At 32.9% G+C, this 16,323-nt stretch carries 13 protein-coding genes; 6 read left to right on the top strand and 7 right to left on the bottom strand.

Annotated elements, in window-relative coordinates:
* Window positions 1-88 precede the first annotated feature (88 nt).
* Together HMPREF2642_RS07600 and HMPREF2642_RS11850 are read right to left on the bottom strand one after the other, a co-directional pair.
* Window positions 89-703: a winged helix-turn-helix domain-containing protein gene (locus HMPREF2642_RS07600; protein WP_002435460.1), complete on the bottom strand. Its 615-nt coding sequence runs from the start codon at window positions 701-703 to the stop codon at window positions 89-91.
* 470 nt (window positions 704-1,173) lie between these two features.
* Entirely contained in the window at window positions 1,174-1,302 is a 129-nt protein-coding gene (locus HMPREF2642_RS11850; protein WP_002435341.1) for an SAR1012 family small protein, read from the bottom strand.
* Between the two features lie 196 nt (window positions 1,303-1,498).
* On the opposite strand from HMPREF2642_RS11850, the gene HMPREF2642_RS07605 reads away from it, so the two are divergent.
* The gene (locus HMPREF2642_RS07605; protein ID WP_023350492.1) at window positions 1,499-2,050 is read left to right on the top strand and encodes a GNAT family N-acetyltransferase; all 552 of its coding nucleotides are present in this window, start codon (window positions 1,499-1,501) and stop codon (window positions 2,048-2,050) included.
* Between the two features lie 55 nt (window positions 2,051-2,105).
* Here HMPREF2642_RS07605 and HMPREF2642_RS07610 read toward each other — a convergent pair whose 3' ends face one another.
* Window positions 2,106-3,044 (bottom strand): 1,4-dihydroxy-2-naphthoate polyprenyltransferase, encoded by a 939-nt coding sequence (locus HMPREF2642_RS07610; RefSeq protein WP_023350491.1) that lies wholly within the window; start codon window positions 3,042-3,044, stop codon window positions 2,106-2,108.
* A gap of 178 nt (window positions 3,045-3,222) precedes the next feature.
* Here HMPREF2642_RS07610 and HMPREF2642_RS07615 point away from each other — a divergent pair, with 178 nt between their 5' ends.
* Genes HMPREF2642_RS07615 through menB form a run of 4 tightly spaced genes read left to right on the top strand, consistent with a single transcriptional unit; the run spans window position 3,223 to window position 7,845 of the window.
* On the top strand, window positions 3,223-4,584 hold the full coding sequence (locus HMPREF2642_RS07615) for an isochorismate synthase (RefSeq protein WP_070597875.1): 1,362 nt from the start codon (window positions 3,223-3,225) through the stop codon (window positions 4,582-4,584).
* Window positions 4,571-6,244, top strand: a complete 1,674-nt coding sequence (menD, locus tag HMPREF2642_RS07620) for a 2-succinyl-5-enolpyruvyl-6-hydroxy-3-cyclohexene-1-carboxylic-acid synthase (protein WP_070597762.1) — start codon at window positions 4,571-4,573, stop codon at window positions 6,242-6,244. The genes HMPREF2642_RS07615 and menD overlap by 14 nt, the downstream gene beginning before the upstream one ends.
* On the top strand, window positions 6,231-7,034 hold the full coding sequence (gene menH, locus HMPREF2642_RS07625) for a 2-succinyl-6-hydroxy-2,4-cyclohexadiene-1-carboxylate synthase (protein ID WP_070597763.1): 804 nt from the start codon (window positions 6,231-6,233) through the stop codon (window positions 7,032-7,034). The genes menD and menH overlap by 14 nt, the downstream gene beginning before the upstream one ends.
* Window positions 7,027-7,845 (top strand): 1,4-dihydroxy-2-naphthoyl-CoA synthase, encoded by an 819-nt coding sequence (menB, locus tag HMPREF2642_RS07630; RefSeq protein WP_002435362.1) that lies wholly within the window; start codon window positions 7,027-7,029, stop codon window positions 7,843-7,845. The genes menH and menB overlap by 8 nt, the downstream gene beginning before the upstream one ends.
* A 106-nt stretch (window positions 7,846-7,951) precedes the next feature.
* Here the strand turns inward: menB and HMPREF2642_RS07635 are convergent, their stop codons facing one another.
* Both HMPREF2642_RS07635 and HMPREF2642_RS07640 read right to left on the bottom strand, forming a co-directional pair.
* Window positions 7,952-9,124 (bottom strand): aminotransferase class I/II-fold pyridoxal phosphate-dependent enzyme, encoded by a 1,173-nt coding sequence (locus HMPREF2642_RS07635; protein ID WP_049427968.1) that lies wholly within the window; start codon window positions 9,122-9,124, stop codon window positions 7,952-7,954.
* A gap of 148 nt (window positions 9,125-9,272) precedes the next feature.
* Window positions 9,273-10,280, bottom strand: a complete 1,008-nt coding sequence (locus tag HMPREF2642_RS07640; RefSeq protein WP_030065159.1) for an acyltransferase family protein — start codon at window positions 10,278-10,280, stop codon at window positions 9,273-9,275.
* A 155-nt stretch (window positions 10,281-10,435) separates the two neighbouring features.
* Here HMPREF2642_RS07640 and HMPREF2642_RS07645 point away from each other — a divergent pair, with 155 nt between their 5' ends.
* A complete protein-coding gene (locus tag HMPREF2642_RS07645) occupies window positions 10,436-10,855 on the top strand; it encodes a MarR family transcriptional regulator (RefSeq protein WP_002435477.1) in 420 nt (139 codons plus the stop codon).
* A 216-nt stretch (window positions 10,856-11,071) separates the two neighbouring features.
* Here HMPREF2642_RS07645 and HMPREF2642_RS07650 read toward each other — a convergent pair whose 3' ends face one another.
* Both HMPREF2642_RS07650 and HMPREF2642_RS07655 read right to left on the bottom strand, forming a co-directional pair.
* The gene (locus tag HMPREF2642_RS07650) at window positions 11,072-14,932 is read right to left on the bottom strand and encodes a glucosaminidase domain-containing protein (RefSeq protein ID WP_371094473.1); all 3,861 of its coding nucleotides are present in this window, start codon (window positions 14,930-14,932) and stop codon (window positions 11,072-11,074) included.
* A gap of 779 nt (window positions 14,933-15,711) precedes the next feature.
* Complete coding sequence (locus tag HMPREF2642_RS07655; RefSeq protein ID WP_002435317.1) at window positions 15,712-16,137, bottom strand: GNAT family N-acetyltransferase; 426 nt, start codon at window positions 16,135-16,137, stop codon at window positions 15,712-15,714.
* Window positions 16,138-16,323 lie beyond the last annotated feature (186 nt).

The raw sequence follows: 16,323 nt of genomic DNA on the forward strand, positions 1-16,323 counted from the left end.
TAATCGTAGTATAATATTAAATCCTCAAAGTAATAGAATTTATAATACTTTGAGGATTGTTTCGTGTTTGTACTGATTATGAATTTAATTATCTATCTTTGATAACTAATTTGTAGCCTGTAGATCTTTTATTTATAATTTCCAAATTATCGCAATTTTGAAGATGGTATCTTAATCTGTGAATGTAAACATTTATAGTATTAGAATCTACATATTCTAAGGTATCCCAAACTTGAATTTTTAGATCTTTGCTGGAGACGTATTGGTTCACATTTTGGTATAGATAATTTAGAATTTGCAATTCAATGTGGGAGAGTGCATATTTTTTGTCCTTAAAAATAAATAATTGCTTTTCAAAATCGATGAGCAGCTTAGGTCGAAGGTAGTGTAAGTGCTTCTTTATTTCGTTAATAATGAGACACTCTATAAAATAATGGTCTTCGTCATTAAGGATGACATATAAAGCTACACCTTTTTCATAAAAGTAATACTTTCGGTCTTTGTTATTATTTTTAGTTATTACTATGATAGGTATTGAACTCACTTTATTTTCTATCATCTGATTATATTCGTTACTAGTTTCCCAAATGATAAGCAAATCGGGTTTGGACTTCTTTGAATTAATAACAATGCAGTCATTAATGTCGAGTATTTTTTCTTTTTCTATTTCATTTATAGAAGGTAAAATTTGGATATTAAACACTTATAACTACTCACTCCTTTAATAAATTGTAAAATATTTAATATGACTCTATAGAACTTACTTTCTCTATCTTTTTCTTTTAGCATATATTTCACCTCAATCGTTTAAAGTAATTTTAATCATTCTTGCTATAAAAAGGAGATAAAACATTATATTTAGAAAATTCTGATTATTAATCATAATGACTACTTTTTAGAATTATTAATTTGATTTTACGGATTATTTTACCTTAGTTTTTTATCTGAATTTCACATTATATATTGTAAGGGTTTTCACTATAATATTCCATAAAATTTTAAATAAAGATTTCGACATTTTTATTACATTACTATAATGAATATCTTTTAATTATTAATAGAAGTTTTTATTTAATAAAAAGTCGAACTAACCGTACGTGATTAGTTCGACATATTTAAAATATAGTGCTTCTCAAACAAATGTAATGTTCCCATTAATAAACTTCTTAGTATTTATTTTTCTTTATTCTCATTGTCATTGCCATTGTTAGATTTTCCTGATTTACCAGATATGAGGTTTCTAATGGCTTTAACAATATAGCCTGTGATTAAAATTCTAAAAACTCTTCTAATGATATCCATAATTATTCTCCCTTTATGATTGATTTATTATACATATTTACCCTTGATTGTAGCTTATTAAAAGTAATTTTAAGAATTTTTAAACATTCAACATTGAATTTACTCATCAACTTGATGCCCAGTTAGTAATAATTTTATTAAATCACAGAGATTATATATAATAACAGTGCAACCTATTTAAAAAGGGGAATAAATGATGATTAGAAGAGCGCGACCAAGTGATAATAGGCAAATTGCTAAATTATGCTATATCATATGGAAAGATATGGAGTTAGAACTGACTCAAACGTTTACTAAAAAACGTGTGATTGAGGCGATAGAATTAAGCATTGTAAATGTTAAATATCGTACGTATTATGAGCATATTTGGGTATATGAAAAAGAAGGTGTCGTGGCTGGTTGTATTATAGCTTATCCAGGTGAAAAGGAGCTAGATTTAGAGAGACAATGGTTGAATTTACCGCTTGAAGAGGATATTCGTGAACTAGGTACACCATTACCTCAACAAGAAGCTTACAATGATGAATTCTATATTGAAGCGGTGGCTACTTTTCCTGAATACAGAGGTCAAGGCATCGCTACGCAATTGTTAAAACATTTAATTGAGACTGATAAAAATGCGAAATGGAGTTTGAATTGTGATTATGAGAATGAGGGCGCTTTAAAACTCTATACTAAATTAGGATTTAAACAAAATGGAGATATTGATTTGTATGGGCATCAGTATCATCACATGACATTAAATTAAAAACTCGACATTGAAATGTAATTTCATTGCCGAGTTCATTTTCAAAAGTATTAAATTAAAGCCCACCTAACAGTGCGCTAATATATATTCCTAATGCATATAAAAGACCAAATATTGTGTTGGTCTTACCTGTAGCTGCCATAGCTGGCATCATAGTAGCTGGTGTATCGTTCTTATTAAAACGTCTTACAGCTTTAATTGGCATAGGGAATGATAATAACACTAATAAGTAAAATAGTGATCCTGGTGCTTTGAACAATGCTGTGAAAATAACGAATACATAAGCAACTATATACATGGCTGCCATGAAAATCACAGAGGCACGTTTACCTAATAAAATAGGTAAAGTTTTTCTGCCACTTTCTTTATCTTTAACACGGTCACGGATATTGTTTGCCATATTAATAAGTCCAATTGTAATAACGATTGGAATACTAATCCAGAAAGCATAACCTTGAACATTTCCTGTTTGAATAAAGAATGATAACACTATAATAATCATTCCCATGAATAAGCCGGAAAATAGTTCGCCAAATGGTGTCCATGAGATTGGAATAGGTCCACCAGTGTAAAGATAACCAATTGCCATACAAACGATGCCGACTGGAATAATCCAGAATGAACTTTGTATAGCTAAAAAGATACCTAATAATGCTGCGATAATATAAAATGCAATCGCTATGTTCATGACAAGTTTTGGACTCATACCATTACGCACGATAGCGCCACCAATACCTACAGAGTTATGATCATCAAGACCTTTTTTGAAATCATAATATTCATTAAACATATTTGTTGCAGCTTGTATTAATAAACATGCAAGAAGCATGGCTAGGAATAAACTGAATTTCAAATGGTCTTCACTACCTAGTAGATAAAGCTTTGCAGTAGCTGTTCCGACTAAAACTGGGATGACTGCTGCGGTTAAAGTATGAGGTCTCATCAATTGCCAGTATTTCTTAACAGTTGAATATTGTTGATATTGATCTGCCATAATATGCATAACCTCTTATTTATATAGTTTTAACATAAACATTTTAAAGGAATCGTAGCTAAAGGTCAATTGACGTGAAAAATTGCATGTTTAGTTTAAGCAAGAATGATAACACATGAATTCAAAAATGATACAATATACTAATGAGTAAAATTCGAAGGAGAAAGAAGTGAAAAGAATGACTGTGAATGTTAAAGAAGAAGACATTGTCGATAAATTGTATGCGAGCACCAAGGACTGGGTGTCTGTTGAAACTGAATTAAATAGAACAATTGATCCAAGTACTTTATTTTATTTAACAGAACAGGATGCTGGCGATCGCTTTTATATGCGCTTAAATGACAATCATTCTTCATATTTTGGATATCATGCAGTTCAAAGGTTTAAAAATAACTTTGAAAATAAGCAGTCTATCTTTAAGGAATGGGAAAATTTAAAAAATGAGATCGAATTAATACATCCTAATACCAGTCAACACCACCTAAGATTATGTGGTGGATTTCAATTTTCAAGTCATAAATCAGACGATGAGTGGCGAGAGTACGGGTTAAATCACTTTGTATTACCTAAAGTATTGATATCTATTGAAGGGGACCGCACATTCATCACTTATACTACTGAACGCCAAGATTTTAATATTGAAACTTTTAAAGAGGTAGTTTCATATTTTGAGAATACAGAAGTTAATGAAACAGAAGATAGTCTTGGAGATGTTACACGTGTGGAAGACATCTACAAAGACGATTGGCGAGAACTCGTTGAAGAAGCGATAGAAACAATTGATGAGACTAAAAAAATTGTACTCGCGCGTAGACGTTTAATAAAATTTAATAAAGATATTAATATTCCTTACGTTTTAAATCAAGCTTTAAAAAATGAAAAGAATAGCTATATGTTCTTATTAGAATCTAATCAATCTATATTCTTTTCACAAACGCCTGAACAACTCATTAAAGTTCAGGATGGTGTACTTTCGACAAAGGCTGTCGCGGGAACAATTAAACGTTCTCATAACGAAGTAGAAGACGAAGCGAATATTAAAGCTTTCTTAAAAGATAAGAAAAACTTAGGTGAACATCAATTTGTAGTGGAAAGTATCTTGAATGATATTAAGCCTTTCGTACAAGATGTAGAGTACAATGAAACACCTAATATTTTAAAAAACGATCATTTATATCATTTATATACAGAGATCAAAGGACATTTAAACGAAAAATCATACATTGGTTTAATTGATTGCTTACATCCTACACCAGCTCTAGGTGGTTATCCAAAGGATGAGGCATTAGAATTTATTGAGAATAAAGAATTTGGAACTCGAGGACTTTATGGTTCTCCAGTAGGTTTCATTGACGTTTATGATGATTGCGAATTTATTGTTGCGATTCGTTCGATGTTAATCAAAGGAGACCAAGCTACATTATTCGCAGGTTGCGGTATAGTTAAGAATTCTGATCCTGATAGCGAAGTCGCTGAAACAGCAGTCAAATTTTCACCAATGATGAATGCATTAGGAGTAGATAATTATGACAAATCATAGCGACGCATTGACGCAACAAGTTTTCACGTTCGCATCTGAATTATATGCATATGGCGTACGTGAAGTGGTAATTAGTCCAGGATCACGATCAACGCCGCTAGCCCTTGCATTAGAGGCACATCCGAAAATTAAAACCTGGATACATCCTGATGAACGAAGCGCAGCATTCTTCGCATTAGGACTTATTAAAGGAAGTAAAAAACCAGTTGCGATATTGTGTACGTCAGGTACAGCAGCAGCGAACTATACACCAGCAATCGCTGAAAGCCAAATTAGTAGATTGCCTTTAATCGTATTGACGAGCGATAGACCACATGAATTACGTAGTGTAGGCGCACCTCAAGCGATTAATCAAGTGAATATGTTTAGTAATTATGTCAATTTCGAATTTGATTTACCTATCGCAGATGGTAGTGAGCAATTGCTAGATACGATACATTATCAGATGCAAATTGCGAGCCAATATCTATATGGGCCGCATCGTGGTCCGATTCATTTCAACATGCCATTTAGAGAGCCATTGACACCTGATATGGATCGTGTTGATTTACTCACATCTGAGAATAAAACATTACCGCATTACCAGAAGAGTATTGCTGTTCATGATATTAGCGCAACATTACAGAAGAAAAAAGGCCTTATTATCGTAGGTGACTTGCAACATCAAGAGGTTGATCAAATTCTGACGTATTCTACAATTTATGACTTGCCTATTTTGGCTGATCCACTAAGCCAATTACGTAAAAATAATCATCCTAATGTGATTACCACGTATGATTTACTTTATCGTACAGGTTTAGATTTAGATGTAGATTTTGTTATTCGAGTGGGCAAACCCGTCATTTCTAAAAAGTTAAATCAATGGCTTAAACGCACATCAGCTTATCAAATATTAGTACAAAATAACGACAAAATTGATGTCTTTCCAACACCACCGGATATTTCTTATGAAATTTCAGCGAATGATTTCTTTAGATCTTTAATAGAGGAAGAGAATGTTCAACGTAAAGATTGGCTAGAATTGTGGCAATCATTAGAAAGACAATCCCGCATTGAAATTAAAGATTACTTGAACCATGCATCTGACGAAGCAGCTTATGTGGGCGAACTTATTCATAAATTATCAAATGAAGATGCGCTTTTCGTTGGAAATAGCATGCCTATTCGAGATGTTGATAATTTAATGTTTGAAACCGAAGCGGAAGTTTATGCTAATCGTGGTGCAAACGGTATAGATGGAGTGGTATCAACTGCGATAGGTATGGCGGTTCATAAGAATGTGACACTTTTAATTGGAGATTTATCTTTTTATCATGATATGAATGGTTTATTAATGGCGAAGTTAAATGATATTCATATTAATATTGTGCTTGTGAATAACGATGGTGGTGGCATCTTTTCTTATTTACCTCAAAAAGATTCAGCTAGTGAATATTTCGAAAGACTATTCGGTACACCAACAGGTTTAGATTTCGAGCACACTGCATTATTATATGATTTTACTTTTGAACGCTTTGAAAACTTAACAGACTTTAAATATATGGAATTATCAGCGATGGGTTCTCATATATATGAAGTTTTAACGAGTCGAGAGGATAATTTGCAACAACATCAAATTTTATATAAGAAGTTGAGTGATATCGTTAATGTTACATTATAATTTTTTTAAATCTCAAAATGATAGCAAACAATTGCTTGTGATGTTGCATGGCTTTATTAGTGATTCGACAACGTATGACAGTCATATTGAGCAACTTCGTCAACATGTAAATGTATTAACCATTGATTTACCCGGACATGGTCAGGATATTTCAGACATGAGTGATACTTGGGATTTCCCGTATATTGCTCATGCGCTTGATGAGGTACTGAGTCAATATCACATGTATGACGTGTACCTTCTTGGTTATTCTATGGGCGGCCGCGTAGCGCTATACTATGCTTTAAATGGCAGTGTAGCGCTGCGTGGGTTGCTCTTAGAAAGTACTTCAGCGGGGATTCAATCGGAAGCGGATAAAGTGGAACGTGTTCAAGTGGATGCGGCTCGTGCGAAGGTGCTTGAAATTGCTGGATTGGAAATCTTCGTGAATGATTGGGAGAAGTTGCCGCTTTTCCGGTCGCAGTACGAATTGGATGCTGAGGTACGGAAGGCTATTAGGGCGAATCGAATGAGTCAGAATCCTGTGAGGTTGGCTAAAGCGCTTCGGGATTATGGTACGGGCAATATGCCGAATCTTTGGCCACAAGTGTCGTCGCTTCGTGTTCGTACGTTAATTTTGACAGGTGAAAAAGATGAAAAGTTTGTTCAAATAGGACAGAAATTAAAAGAAGAGATACCTAATAGTCGAACTGTACAAGTTTCAGATGTTGGGCATACAATTCATGTGGAAGATAGTACGGAATTTGATACAATAATATTAGGTTTTTTAAAGGAGGAGCAAAATGACTAGACAGTGGGAAACACTTAGAGAATATGATGAAATAAAATATGAATTTTTCGAAGGGATTGCTAAGGTAACGATTAATCGTCCTGAAGTACGTAATGCGTTTACACCTAAAACAGTAGCTGAAATGATTGATGCATTTTCACGTGCGCGTGATGATCAAAATATTTCAGTTATTATCTTAACTGGTGAAGGCGACAAAGCGTTCTGTTCAGGCGGAGATCAAAAGAAACGTGGTCACGGTGGTTACGTAGGTGACGATGAGATTCCTCGTTTAAATGTGCTAGATTTACAACGTTTAATTCGCGTTATTCCAAAACCTGTTATCGCAATGGTTAGAGGCTATGCCATTGGTGGCGGTAACGTATTAAATGTAGTTTGTGATTTAACAATCGCGGCAGATAATGCAATCTTTGGTCAAACTGGACCTAAAGTAGGTTCATTCGATGCTGGTTATGGTTCTGGTTACTTAGCACGTATCGTTGGTCATAAAAAAGCGAGAGAAATTTGGTACTTATGTCGCCAATACAATGCTCAAGAAGCTTTAGATATGGGCTTAGTTAATACGGTAGTACCTTTAGATAAAGTTGAAGACGAAACAGTTCAATGGTGTAAAGACATGATGAAACACTCTCCAACTGCTTTACGTTTCTTAAAAGCAGCAATGAATGCCGATACAGATGGCTTAGCTGGTTTACAACAAATGGCTGGAGACGCAACACTACTTTACTACACAACTGATGAAGCGAAAGAAGGACGCGATGCTTTCAAAGAAAAACGTGATCCTGACTTCGACCAATTCCCTAAATTCCCATAAGCGTTTAGTGAGAATATAGATAAATCCACTTGATTGATATCGATCAAGTGGATTTTTATATTCATAGGTATCTTATTTAGTTGAGAAATGATTACCCTACAAGTCTTTATTTCATCTTATCAGGATAATTTTGGTTTAAATAGTTCTCTAGACGACGCATGCCTTCTTTGAGCATATCCATCTCATAAGCATATGAAATTCTAATATATCCTTTACCCATATCTGTGAACGATGAGCCAGGAACCATTGCGACATGTGCTTGTTCAAGTACATCTACACAAAAATCGAAATCATTTTCAGTGAATTTCTTTATACTTGGAAAAATATAAAATGCGCCTTCCGGTTGAGCTGTTAATTCAAAACCAAGTGATTCAAGTTTATTTTTTAAATAATCACGACGTTTAATGTAAGCATCATTCATGTATTGTGGTGCCTCTAATCCTTCATTTAAAGCAGCGATACAAGCAATTTGAGCGGGAACATTGGCACAAATACAATTATACGCGTGCATAAACGTTAACTTTTCAATTAAGTATTCTGGACCAATGAGGAAACCTATACGAATACCTGTAGCTGAATGCGATTTACTTAAGCCTCCAATGAGTAACAATTGATCTCGAATTTCTTCGAATTCCGCGAAGGATGTATGAGCGCCTTTAAATGTATTTTCAGCGTAGATTTCATCGCTAATAATAAAAAGGTTTTTATCTACAAGTGTATCTACTATGGCTTTTACCTCTGAGCGTTCAAGTATAACGCCTGTAGGGTTAGTAGGGTAGTTAAGTAGAATAGCTTTGGTTTTCTCTGTAATATGTTTATTAATGAGTTCCGGTGTCACTTTAAATTCTAATTGTGTGGTATCCATGTAAATAGGAATGCCACCTAATGTTTCGATAAGTGGTATATATCCTGCGTATACTGGCCCTGGAATTAAAATTTCATCGCCGGGTTCAATAATACTTCTCAAAGATGTATCTAGCGCTTCACTAGCTCCATTAGTAATAATAATTTCTTCTTCACTATATTCGAACCCATATTTATTCTTGAAATAGTTACTAATTGCTTGTCGTGTTTCAGAGAGGCCTTTATTGTGCGAATAACTTGTCTTATCTTCTCTAATTGCACTGATGTAAGCTTCTTTAACAACGTCAGGCATTGGAAAATCTGGTTGTCCAATAGTTAAGTTCACACAATCATCAATGTGTTTCATTCTGTTTGAAAATTGACGTATACTTGGCGCTCTTAAAAATTTTGAATTTGTATTTAATGATAACTTCATTTTCGAAAAACACCTCTAAAAAAATACCAAAATGTAGTATTTGAATTGTTAAAATAGTCTCATAATTCTTTCAAATTATTACTATCATAACATATTTTAAGTACTACATTTCGGTATAAAAATACATCTATGAATTATAATGAAATTGTTAGTCTTTGAAATCCGCTGGTTTGCGCAAGTTGATGACTGGATTAGTCCATTTACACACAAATCTTGATGATAATACGAACACGATAATCAGTGAAGTAACGATTAAGAATAAATATGTGAATATCGAAACTGTATCTTTAAATGGATAAATAGCAAAGCCTCTTAATATACCAATGACAATGCCATGTAACAAATATACAAACATCGTTCTACGTCCAATATATGTGTAGAAACGCTTCTTCTGTGATGTCAGATTTAAGAATGCACTCATAGTTATTAGAATAATGTTGTAGTGTATTAATCGTTTAAATGGACTATACATATCACCACCATGGTTTTCAAGTGATATATAAGGCGAACTGCCAAGTAACCAATCGCCATTAATAGGGTGCATAACATACCCTATAAAGAAACCAATAAGTATAATGATTGATAAGGGTACCCATTTTTTATTTCTTAATTTGATTGTTTGTTCTTTAGTGACTAAATGTCCTATATAGAAGATAGGAAAGAAGACGATTGTTCTAGAAATACTCATATAACTATCTATATTACCTGAAAATCCTGCAAGCACAGAAACTAATATAGCAACAGATAAAACAATATATGGATTGTATCTACGCACGATAACTAATACAACATGGAAGAAGAATAGCGTGAGTAAGAACCATAGGGCAAAGACCGGGTTAAATGGATCTAACTGTATAGCGTCTTCCTTGCCAGTTAAGTAATAATATATTGAAAAGAATGCGAAAAAAATGATATAAGGTACTAGTAATTTTTTAGCGATCTTCTCTAGGTAGTGTGGTTTATCAAGATTTTTCGCAAAATATCCCGAAATAAATAAGAATGTAGGCATATGAAAACTATAAATGAGTAGGTATAATGCTGATAAAAATTTATCTTCGGAAGTATAAGGTTGTAAAAGATGTCCAAAGACAACTAGAAATATTAAAAATGCTCGGGCATTATCGAAAAAATAATCCCTATCTTTGATAGCTGTCATAAAGCGTCTCCTTTTTCTCTCTGAATAGACTTATTATAATTTAGTATACTTTTAGGTAGATATGCAACGAATTTGTGCAAAGTGTATAATAGTATTGTATATTTTATAAATAAAGCATATAATATTAACAACCTTAAATAGTGGAGTAGAACAACATGTATAAACAACTTGAAAAACTTATCACACTCACAAATAATGATTTAAATTTAGTAAACAGACGTTTCGGTCAACGTACAGATATAACCGCTGAACAGTTAGAATTATTACGTATTTTATATAATTATGATCGCTTATCACAATATGATTTAACTATGAAGATCAGCCGAGAGCAATCTATCGTTTCAAGATGGATTAAAAAGCTAGTACTTAAAGGTTATATTACAAGTCAACAATCTCATGAAGACTTACGTTGTAAAGAGTTAATATTAACTGATGAGGCTCGCGCACTTATTCAACAAATTAATACAGCAAGATGTGAATTAATCGAAGCGAGATGCCAATGTTTAACACCTAAAGAAATAGAAAGTCTTAATCAATTATTAGATAAACTGAACAGTAGACATATTTATATTTAGTTTAGTAATTATTTTAATTTTTGCTTCAAAGTGCAATATACATCTAAACAAATATTTGACTAAAAAGGTAAGTAACTTATAAGTAATATTTTATTACTGATATAAGTTGCTTATTTTTTTATTCATAACGAGACGTAAGTTCAAAATGAGTTAAAAATGGAAAAAGGGCACCTCTAAGTTATTTTACTTAAGAGATGCCCTAATTAGAATTACTAATTATTTATTGTATTGTGGGATTTCAAAGTATTTACCAACTTCACCCATTTTATCGTAGAAACCTTTAATAACTTGAGCGTTTAAATTAGCCCAGTTAATATCTGTAGCGTATTGATGTGTACCTGGATGTGCAGGGTTCCAACGCATTTTATAAAGCGTATTTTGTCCTGCTTTGACATAAGATTGACCAATAAATTTAGCTCCGCCAACAATAGCTTTGGAAACTGAATCCCAACCAGCTTCTTTTGCATATTTAATGCCTTCTATTAAAGGATTATCATCATATGCGCCTATACCAAATACATTGTGATATTTTTTAGCTGATTTATTAGTGAATTTACCGTTAACAATGTCTCCACCTTTAGCTAAATCAGAAGTACCATAACCAGTTTCTATTAAAGCGTGAGATATTAAATAAATCTCATTAATACCATACTTTTTAGCAGCTTGGCTAAATGACGCGCCTTGTCCTTCTAGAACACCTTTACCTTCCAGCAATTTATTAAGTGCTGAAACTGGTAAATATTGTGGTTGGTCTAAAAGTAAGAATTGATATTTATACTCATCGTCTTTAGCTAATCTAATAGGATCCATAGCGTTTTTAATTTCATCATAATTAGCATCTTCCCATTTTCCTGCTGTTCTTTGAACTTGAGGGTTATAGTATGAATTATTTTGAATATTTGCTGCTTTTGTTAAAGTCATACCAGTTTTAACGTATCTGATTGACTCTTTAGACAAGTCAGTTGATTTAATCCATACATATTTACCATTTGTTAATTGACCATAATACCAAGTTACACCGTCGACTTTCATTTGTTTCGATACAAAGAATGGTTGATTGTAATAAGAGTTGAGTGAATAATGGGCGTTATTTGCAACATCATTATAGTAGTAACCCTTATTATTATTTACAACAAACGTGTAATGATATGGAGTAGCTTGAGCATCAGTTCTATTTTGAGTTAAGTCTTTAGCTGCTATCCAACCTGTTCTGTTATCAACTGTTCCATATAAGAATAATTCTTTTCCAACATATACCGATCTAGCAGCACTAAACGCTTTATTTGAAATCATTTTTGATGAAAGAAGTTGTTGGTTCTTCGTGCCCCAAGCAATAGAATATAATCCGTTGTTTTCTGAATTAACTTTATATTTACCTGTAGATTTTGTTTGTTTACCTAAGTTTTGGCTTGTAACATCTTTAATGTTTACCCAACCTAAAGGTGTATTTTGAGTGCTGTCTTGAAGTAAAACATAAGTGTTGTTACCTTCAGTACGTTGTTTGCTAATAACAAAGGTACGGTTAGCATATTTAGTGCCGCTTTTAGCTGTTTTATCATAAACAGATGTTTTGATACCTGAATTATTAGCTTTAACCTGTGCTACTTTATTTATAGTTTGAGTTGTTGCACTTTGAGTTGCTTTAGATGTTGATTGAGTTGAAGCAGCTCTATTCGCAGTTGTGACTTTACTGCTCGTTGCAACTTTAGATTGAGTTGGTGCAGTTAAATAATATTTACTTACCCAACCAGATTTACCATTGACCGTTCCATATAAATAAGTAGCTTTGTCGATTTGTTGTTGTTTCGTAGCTTTGAATGTTTGGTTGCCAGAACCTGAAACTTTACTAGCTTCTTGATTAAATGTACCCCAAGGTACCGTATATAATTTAACGCCAGGTTTAATAGTATAAGTTGCGTTCACTTTAACAGGTGATTTCGCTGTGTTATACACTACATCACTTTGTTTAACCCAACCATATTTTTTACCAGTGTTATAGTCTTCAACTAGGTAGAATTTATCATTACCTAAAGTAGCTGATTTTGTAACAGCTAAAGTACGTTGTACTTGGTCTGTTTTTTTACCTTTACTGTCATAAACGGTTGTATAAACGCCATTATTTTTAGATTTAATTTGAGCAACACCGCTATTTGCAGATACAGTTAATTTATTATTACTAGTTGATGAAGAACTTGAACCACTTGATGGTTTAGTTGAATTGCTACTTGATGATGGAGTAGTTAAATAATACTTACTAATCCAACCAGATTTACCATTTACTGTACCGTATAAATAAATAGCTTTATCAATTTGTTGTTGTTTTGTAGCTTTAAATGTTTGGTTACCAGAACCTGAAACTTTACTAGCTACTTGGCTTGGTGTACCCCATGGTACAGTGTAAAGTGTTGAACCTGCTTTCACATTGAAAGTTTGATTTACTTTAACAGGTGATTTCGCTGTGTTGTAAACGACATCGCTTTGTTTAACCCAACCATACTTTTTACCGCTATTATAATCTTCAACAAGATAAAATTTATTATTACCTAAAGTTGCAGATTTAGTTACAGATAAAGTTTTTTGAGCTTGATCAGTAGAATGTCCTTTAGAATCGTAGACTGTAGTATATAATCCACTGTTGCTAGGTTTGATTTGAGCGACACCACTATTAGCTTTTACAGTTAATTTATCGCTACTTGATGAACTTGAACCACCTGATGGTTTAGTTGAACTTGAAGAAGTAGTACCCCAAGGTGCAACTTGTCCAGTTTTAATTAAGTATTTTTCATTAATTAGATCATAAAGTTCAGCATAACTGTAATTATGATTACTGAAATATTGATGAGGGTCTGCATGGTCTGTACCACCTAACCATCGGCTAATTGCATAGTGAGTCCATACTGTACCTTGACCATCATTCTCAGCACTATCTGGTTTTAAACCATAATAAACAAGTTGAGTTGCAGCATAGTCTGCGTAGTTATTCATAGAGCGCGCAAATGAAGCGTAATCATGTGTGTGAACAATCTCAACATTAATAAAACGCTCGTTACCAGCTGGACCTGCGCCCCAAGATAAATAATCAGTTGGCGCAGTTTCAACAATTCTATTGCCGTCAACAAATGCGTGTACAAATGCTGATTCATAATTATTCTTCATAAAATTAATTTCGCCATCAATTGTAGAGTTTTCATTTGCAGTGTCATGTACTACGATTCCCTCAGGGCGACCTACACCATATCTATAACCATATTTAGGGAAATATGAAGTGTAGTTTTCTTCAATTTGAGGTGCTTTGAAATTATTCTTACGAATATAATCATTGATTGACGATTTAACTTGAGGTGTGTATTTAGGTAAAGAAGAAGTGGCTTTAGATGTCGTTTTCTTATTTACTGAATACATCATTCTAGGTTTAGCTACTGAACTAAATGTAGTCACTTTTTTATCATTATTAGAAGTAGCTTTTTCATTAGTTGATTTGTTTGAACTAGTAGTAGCGTTACTGTTAGTAGCTTTCACACTAGTAGTTGTAGCTTTATTAGTTGATTCATTATTTTTAGATTTATTAGATTCAGCTTTAGGCTCTGAACTATTGTCCTCTTTAGCTTGAGCAGTTAATGACGCGTTTTGAGGCTGCTTATCATTATTAGTTCGAGTTGTATGAGAATCTGCTTCATTAGATGTTGAAGCTTGAACATTAGATACATCTGTATCTTCAGTCTCATCATATTCGTCATAGTCAAAATTATACCCTGATTGATTAGTGCTACTTACTTTAGCGCTTGATTGATTAGTTTCTTCATCAGTTGGTTGTTGACTATTAGAATTTTTAGTTGTTTGATGATTAGAATGACTTGAATTAGAAATAGAAGTCTCACTATTTTCCTTTTCATTAGTTTTGTTTAATGATGATTGAGTAGTATCTAACTCTTTATTGTCATTACTTTGTGTTTGAGATGCATATTGCTCGTTTGTAGATGAGTTGTCTACTTGTTGACTCTCATTAGATTTTGAATCTTCAGTATTTGATGGGTGAGCTACTTCTTCAGATTGTGAAGTAACTTCATTTTTGTCCAAGCTAGATTCATGATTTTGTTGTTCAGGTTGTGAAACATCTTCATTATTATCTGATTTTAAGTCTTCTTTAGTAGAAGGACTAGTTGCATCTTGTTCATGTTGTTCAGATTGTGAAGCTTCCTTATGATCATCTTGTGTGCTAGCATCTTCTTTATTTGAAATTGTTACGTTAGCATCTTGAGTTTGTTGGTCAGTTTGAGCTGAATTGTTCGATTGATCTTGAGAAGTTTTACTTGAAGAACCGTTTAATTCATCTAGTGAGGCATCGTATGTATTTGAAGTGGTATCATCATTTGATTGAACTTTCGTAGGATCTTGATAAGTTTGAGTTCCTGAAACATTTTGTGCTGGTTGAGAGACTTTCTCTTTAACTTGTTCAGCTTGTTTAAGAGTAGCTTGGTCATCCAATACGTTTTTATTGTTTGTTTGATCTTGAGTGTTTTCTGCGGCGTGTGCGTGGTGAGCAGTGAAGGCAGTTCCAAATAACGTTAATGCAACCATTGACGGTAATTTGTAATTGAATTTCTTCGTCATATTTTTATTTACTCCTCATAATATATTTTATTTTGTACCAATTATAATATTAGTTGTAATATCTGTATTACTTTTAACAGTTTTGTAATCAAACTTTAACCTATGACTAACTGATAATTATTTTAGTATTCATACAGTTAAAGCATTAATTACGCGTTTTCTATTCATTTTCATTAGTGTAAAATGCATATTAAATATTACATTTTTAAGTTTGTGCAAAGTTGAAAATTGAATATAAAAAGTTGTTATATTGCTTTATTCATTCTGATGTGTTCGATATTTTCTTCAATGAAAGTATTCCCGAATGCTTTATAACCGATTTTTTCGTAAAAAGTTTGCGCATGTGTTTGTGCATGCATAGTTAATTCGTCAAAGTTTAAATCATTAGCTAATTCTTCAATAGAGTTCATTAATAGTTTACCGTAACCCAATCCTCTATGTTCTTTAATGATAGCTACACGTTCCACTTTTCCTAACTTTTCTTTAATAGGTCTAATTCTAGCGGTAGCAAACGGATCACCATCTTTTGTATAACCAATTATGTGATATGATATTTCTTCATAATTATCTATTTCATTCTCCTCAGGGACGTGTTGTTCTTTGACGAAAACTTTTTTTCTTATCATAAAACAATCATTCAACATGTCTTCATTAATAACTTTCTTAAACATTTAAAACCTCCAGTATCTCTAATAATTCCCAAAATCATGTAATTAAATCACAAATTGAACAGTTTTTTAATAAAATTTTCATTCTAGAAGAGATGGCACATCCAAGAATCAAAAAATTATTTATAAAAAAAACCGCTAACATAGTTAAAAGCAATGTTAGCGGAAAGTTAGAGTTATATTAAAACA

Origin of the sequence: Staphylococcus sp. HMSC055A09 (assembly GCF_001809655.1) — a bacterium.
GTDB lineage: Bacteria > Bacillota > Bacilli > Staphylococcales > Staphylococcaceae > Staphylococcus > Staphylococcus capitis.

What these genes read in the sequence shown, in the direction of transcription:
- HMPREF2642_RS07655 (WP_002435317.1), bottom strand. Translation starts at nt 16,137, where the DNA reads ATGTTTAAGAAAGTTATTAATGAAGACATGTTGAATGATTGTTTTATG.
- HMPREF2642_RS07605 (WP_023350492.1), top strand. Translation starts at nt 1,499, where the DNA reads ATGATTAGAAGAGCGCGACCAAGTGATAATAGGCAAATTGCTAAATTA.
- HMPREF2642_RS07645 (WP_002435477.1), top strand. Translation starts at nt 10,436, where the DNA reads ATGTATAAACAACTTGAAAAACTTATCACACTCACAAATAATGATTTA.
- HMPREF2642_RS07610 (WP_023350491.1), bottom strand. Translation starts at nt 3,044, where the DNA reads ATGGCAGATCAATATCAACAATATTCAACTGTTAAGAAATACTGGCAA.
- HMPREF2642_RS07640 (WP_030065159.1), bottom strand. Translation starts at nt 10,280, where the DNA reads ATGACAGCTATCAAAGATAGGGATTATTTTTTCGATAATGCCCGAGCA.
- HMPREF2642_RS11850 (WP_002435341.1), bottom strand. Translation starts at nt 1,302, where the DNA reads ATGGATATCATTAGAAGAGTTTTTAGAATTTTAATCACAGGCTATATT.
- menH (WP_070597763.1), top strand. Translation starts at nt 6,231, where the DNA reads ATGTTACATTATAATTTTTTTAAATCTCAAAATGATAGCAAACAATTG.
- menB (WP_002435362.1), top strand. Translation starts at nt 7,027, where the DNA reads ATGACTAGACAGTGGGAAACACTTAGAGAATATGATGAAATAAAATAT.
- HMPREF2642_RS07635 (WP_049427968.1), bottom strand. Translation starts at nt 9,124, where the DNA reads ATGAAGTTATCATTAAATACAAATTCAAAATTTTTAAGAGCGCCAAGT.
- HMPREF2642_RS07615 (WP_070597875.1), top strand. Translation starts at nt 3,223, where the DNA reads ATGACTGTGAATGTTAAAGAAGAAGACATTGTCGATAAATTGTATGCG.
- menD (WP_070597762.1), top strand. Translation starts at nt 4,571, where the DNA reads ATGACAAATCATAGCGACGCATTGACGCAACAAGTTTTCACGTTCGCA.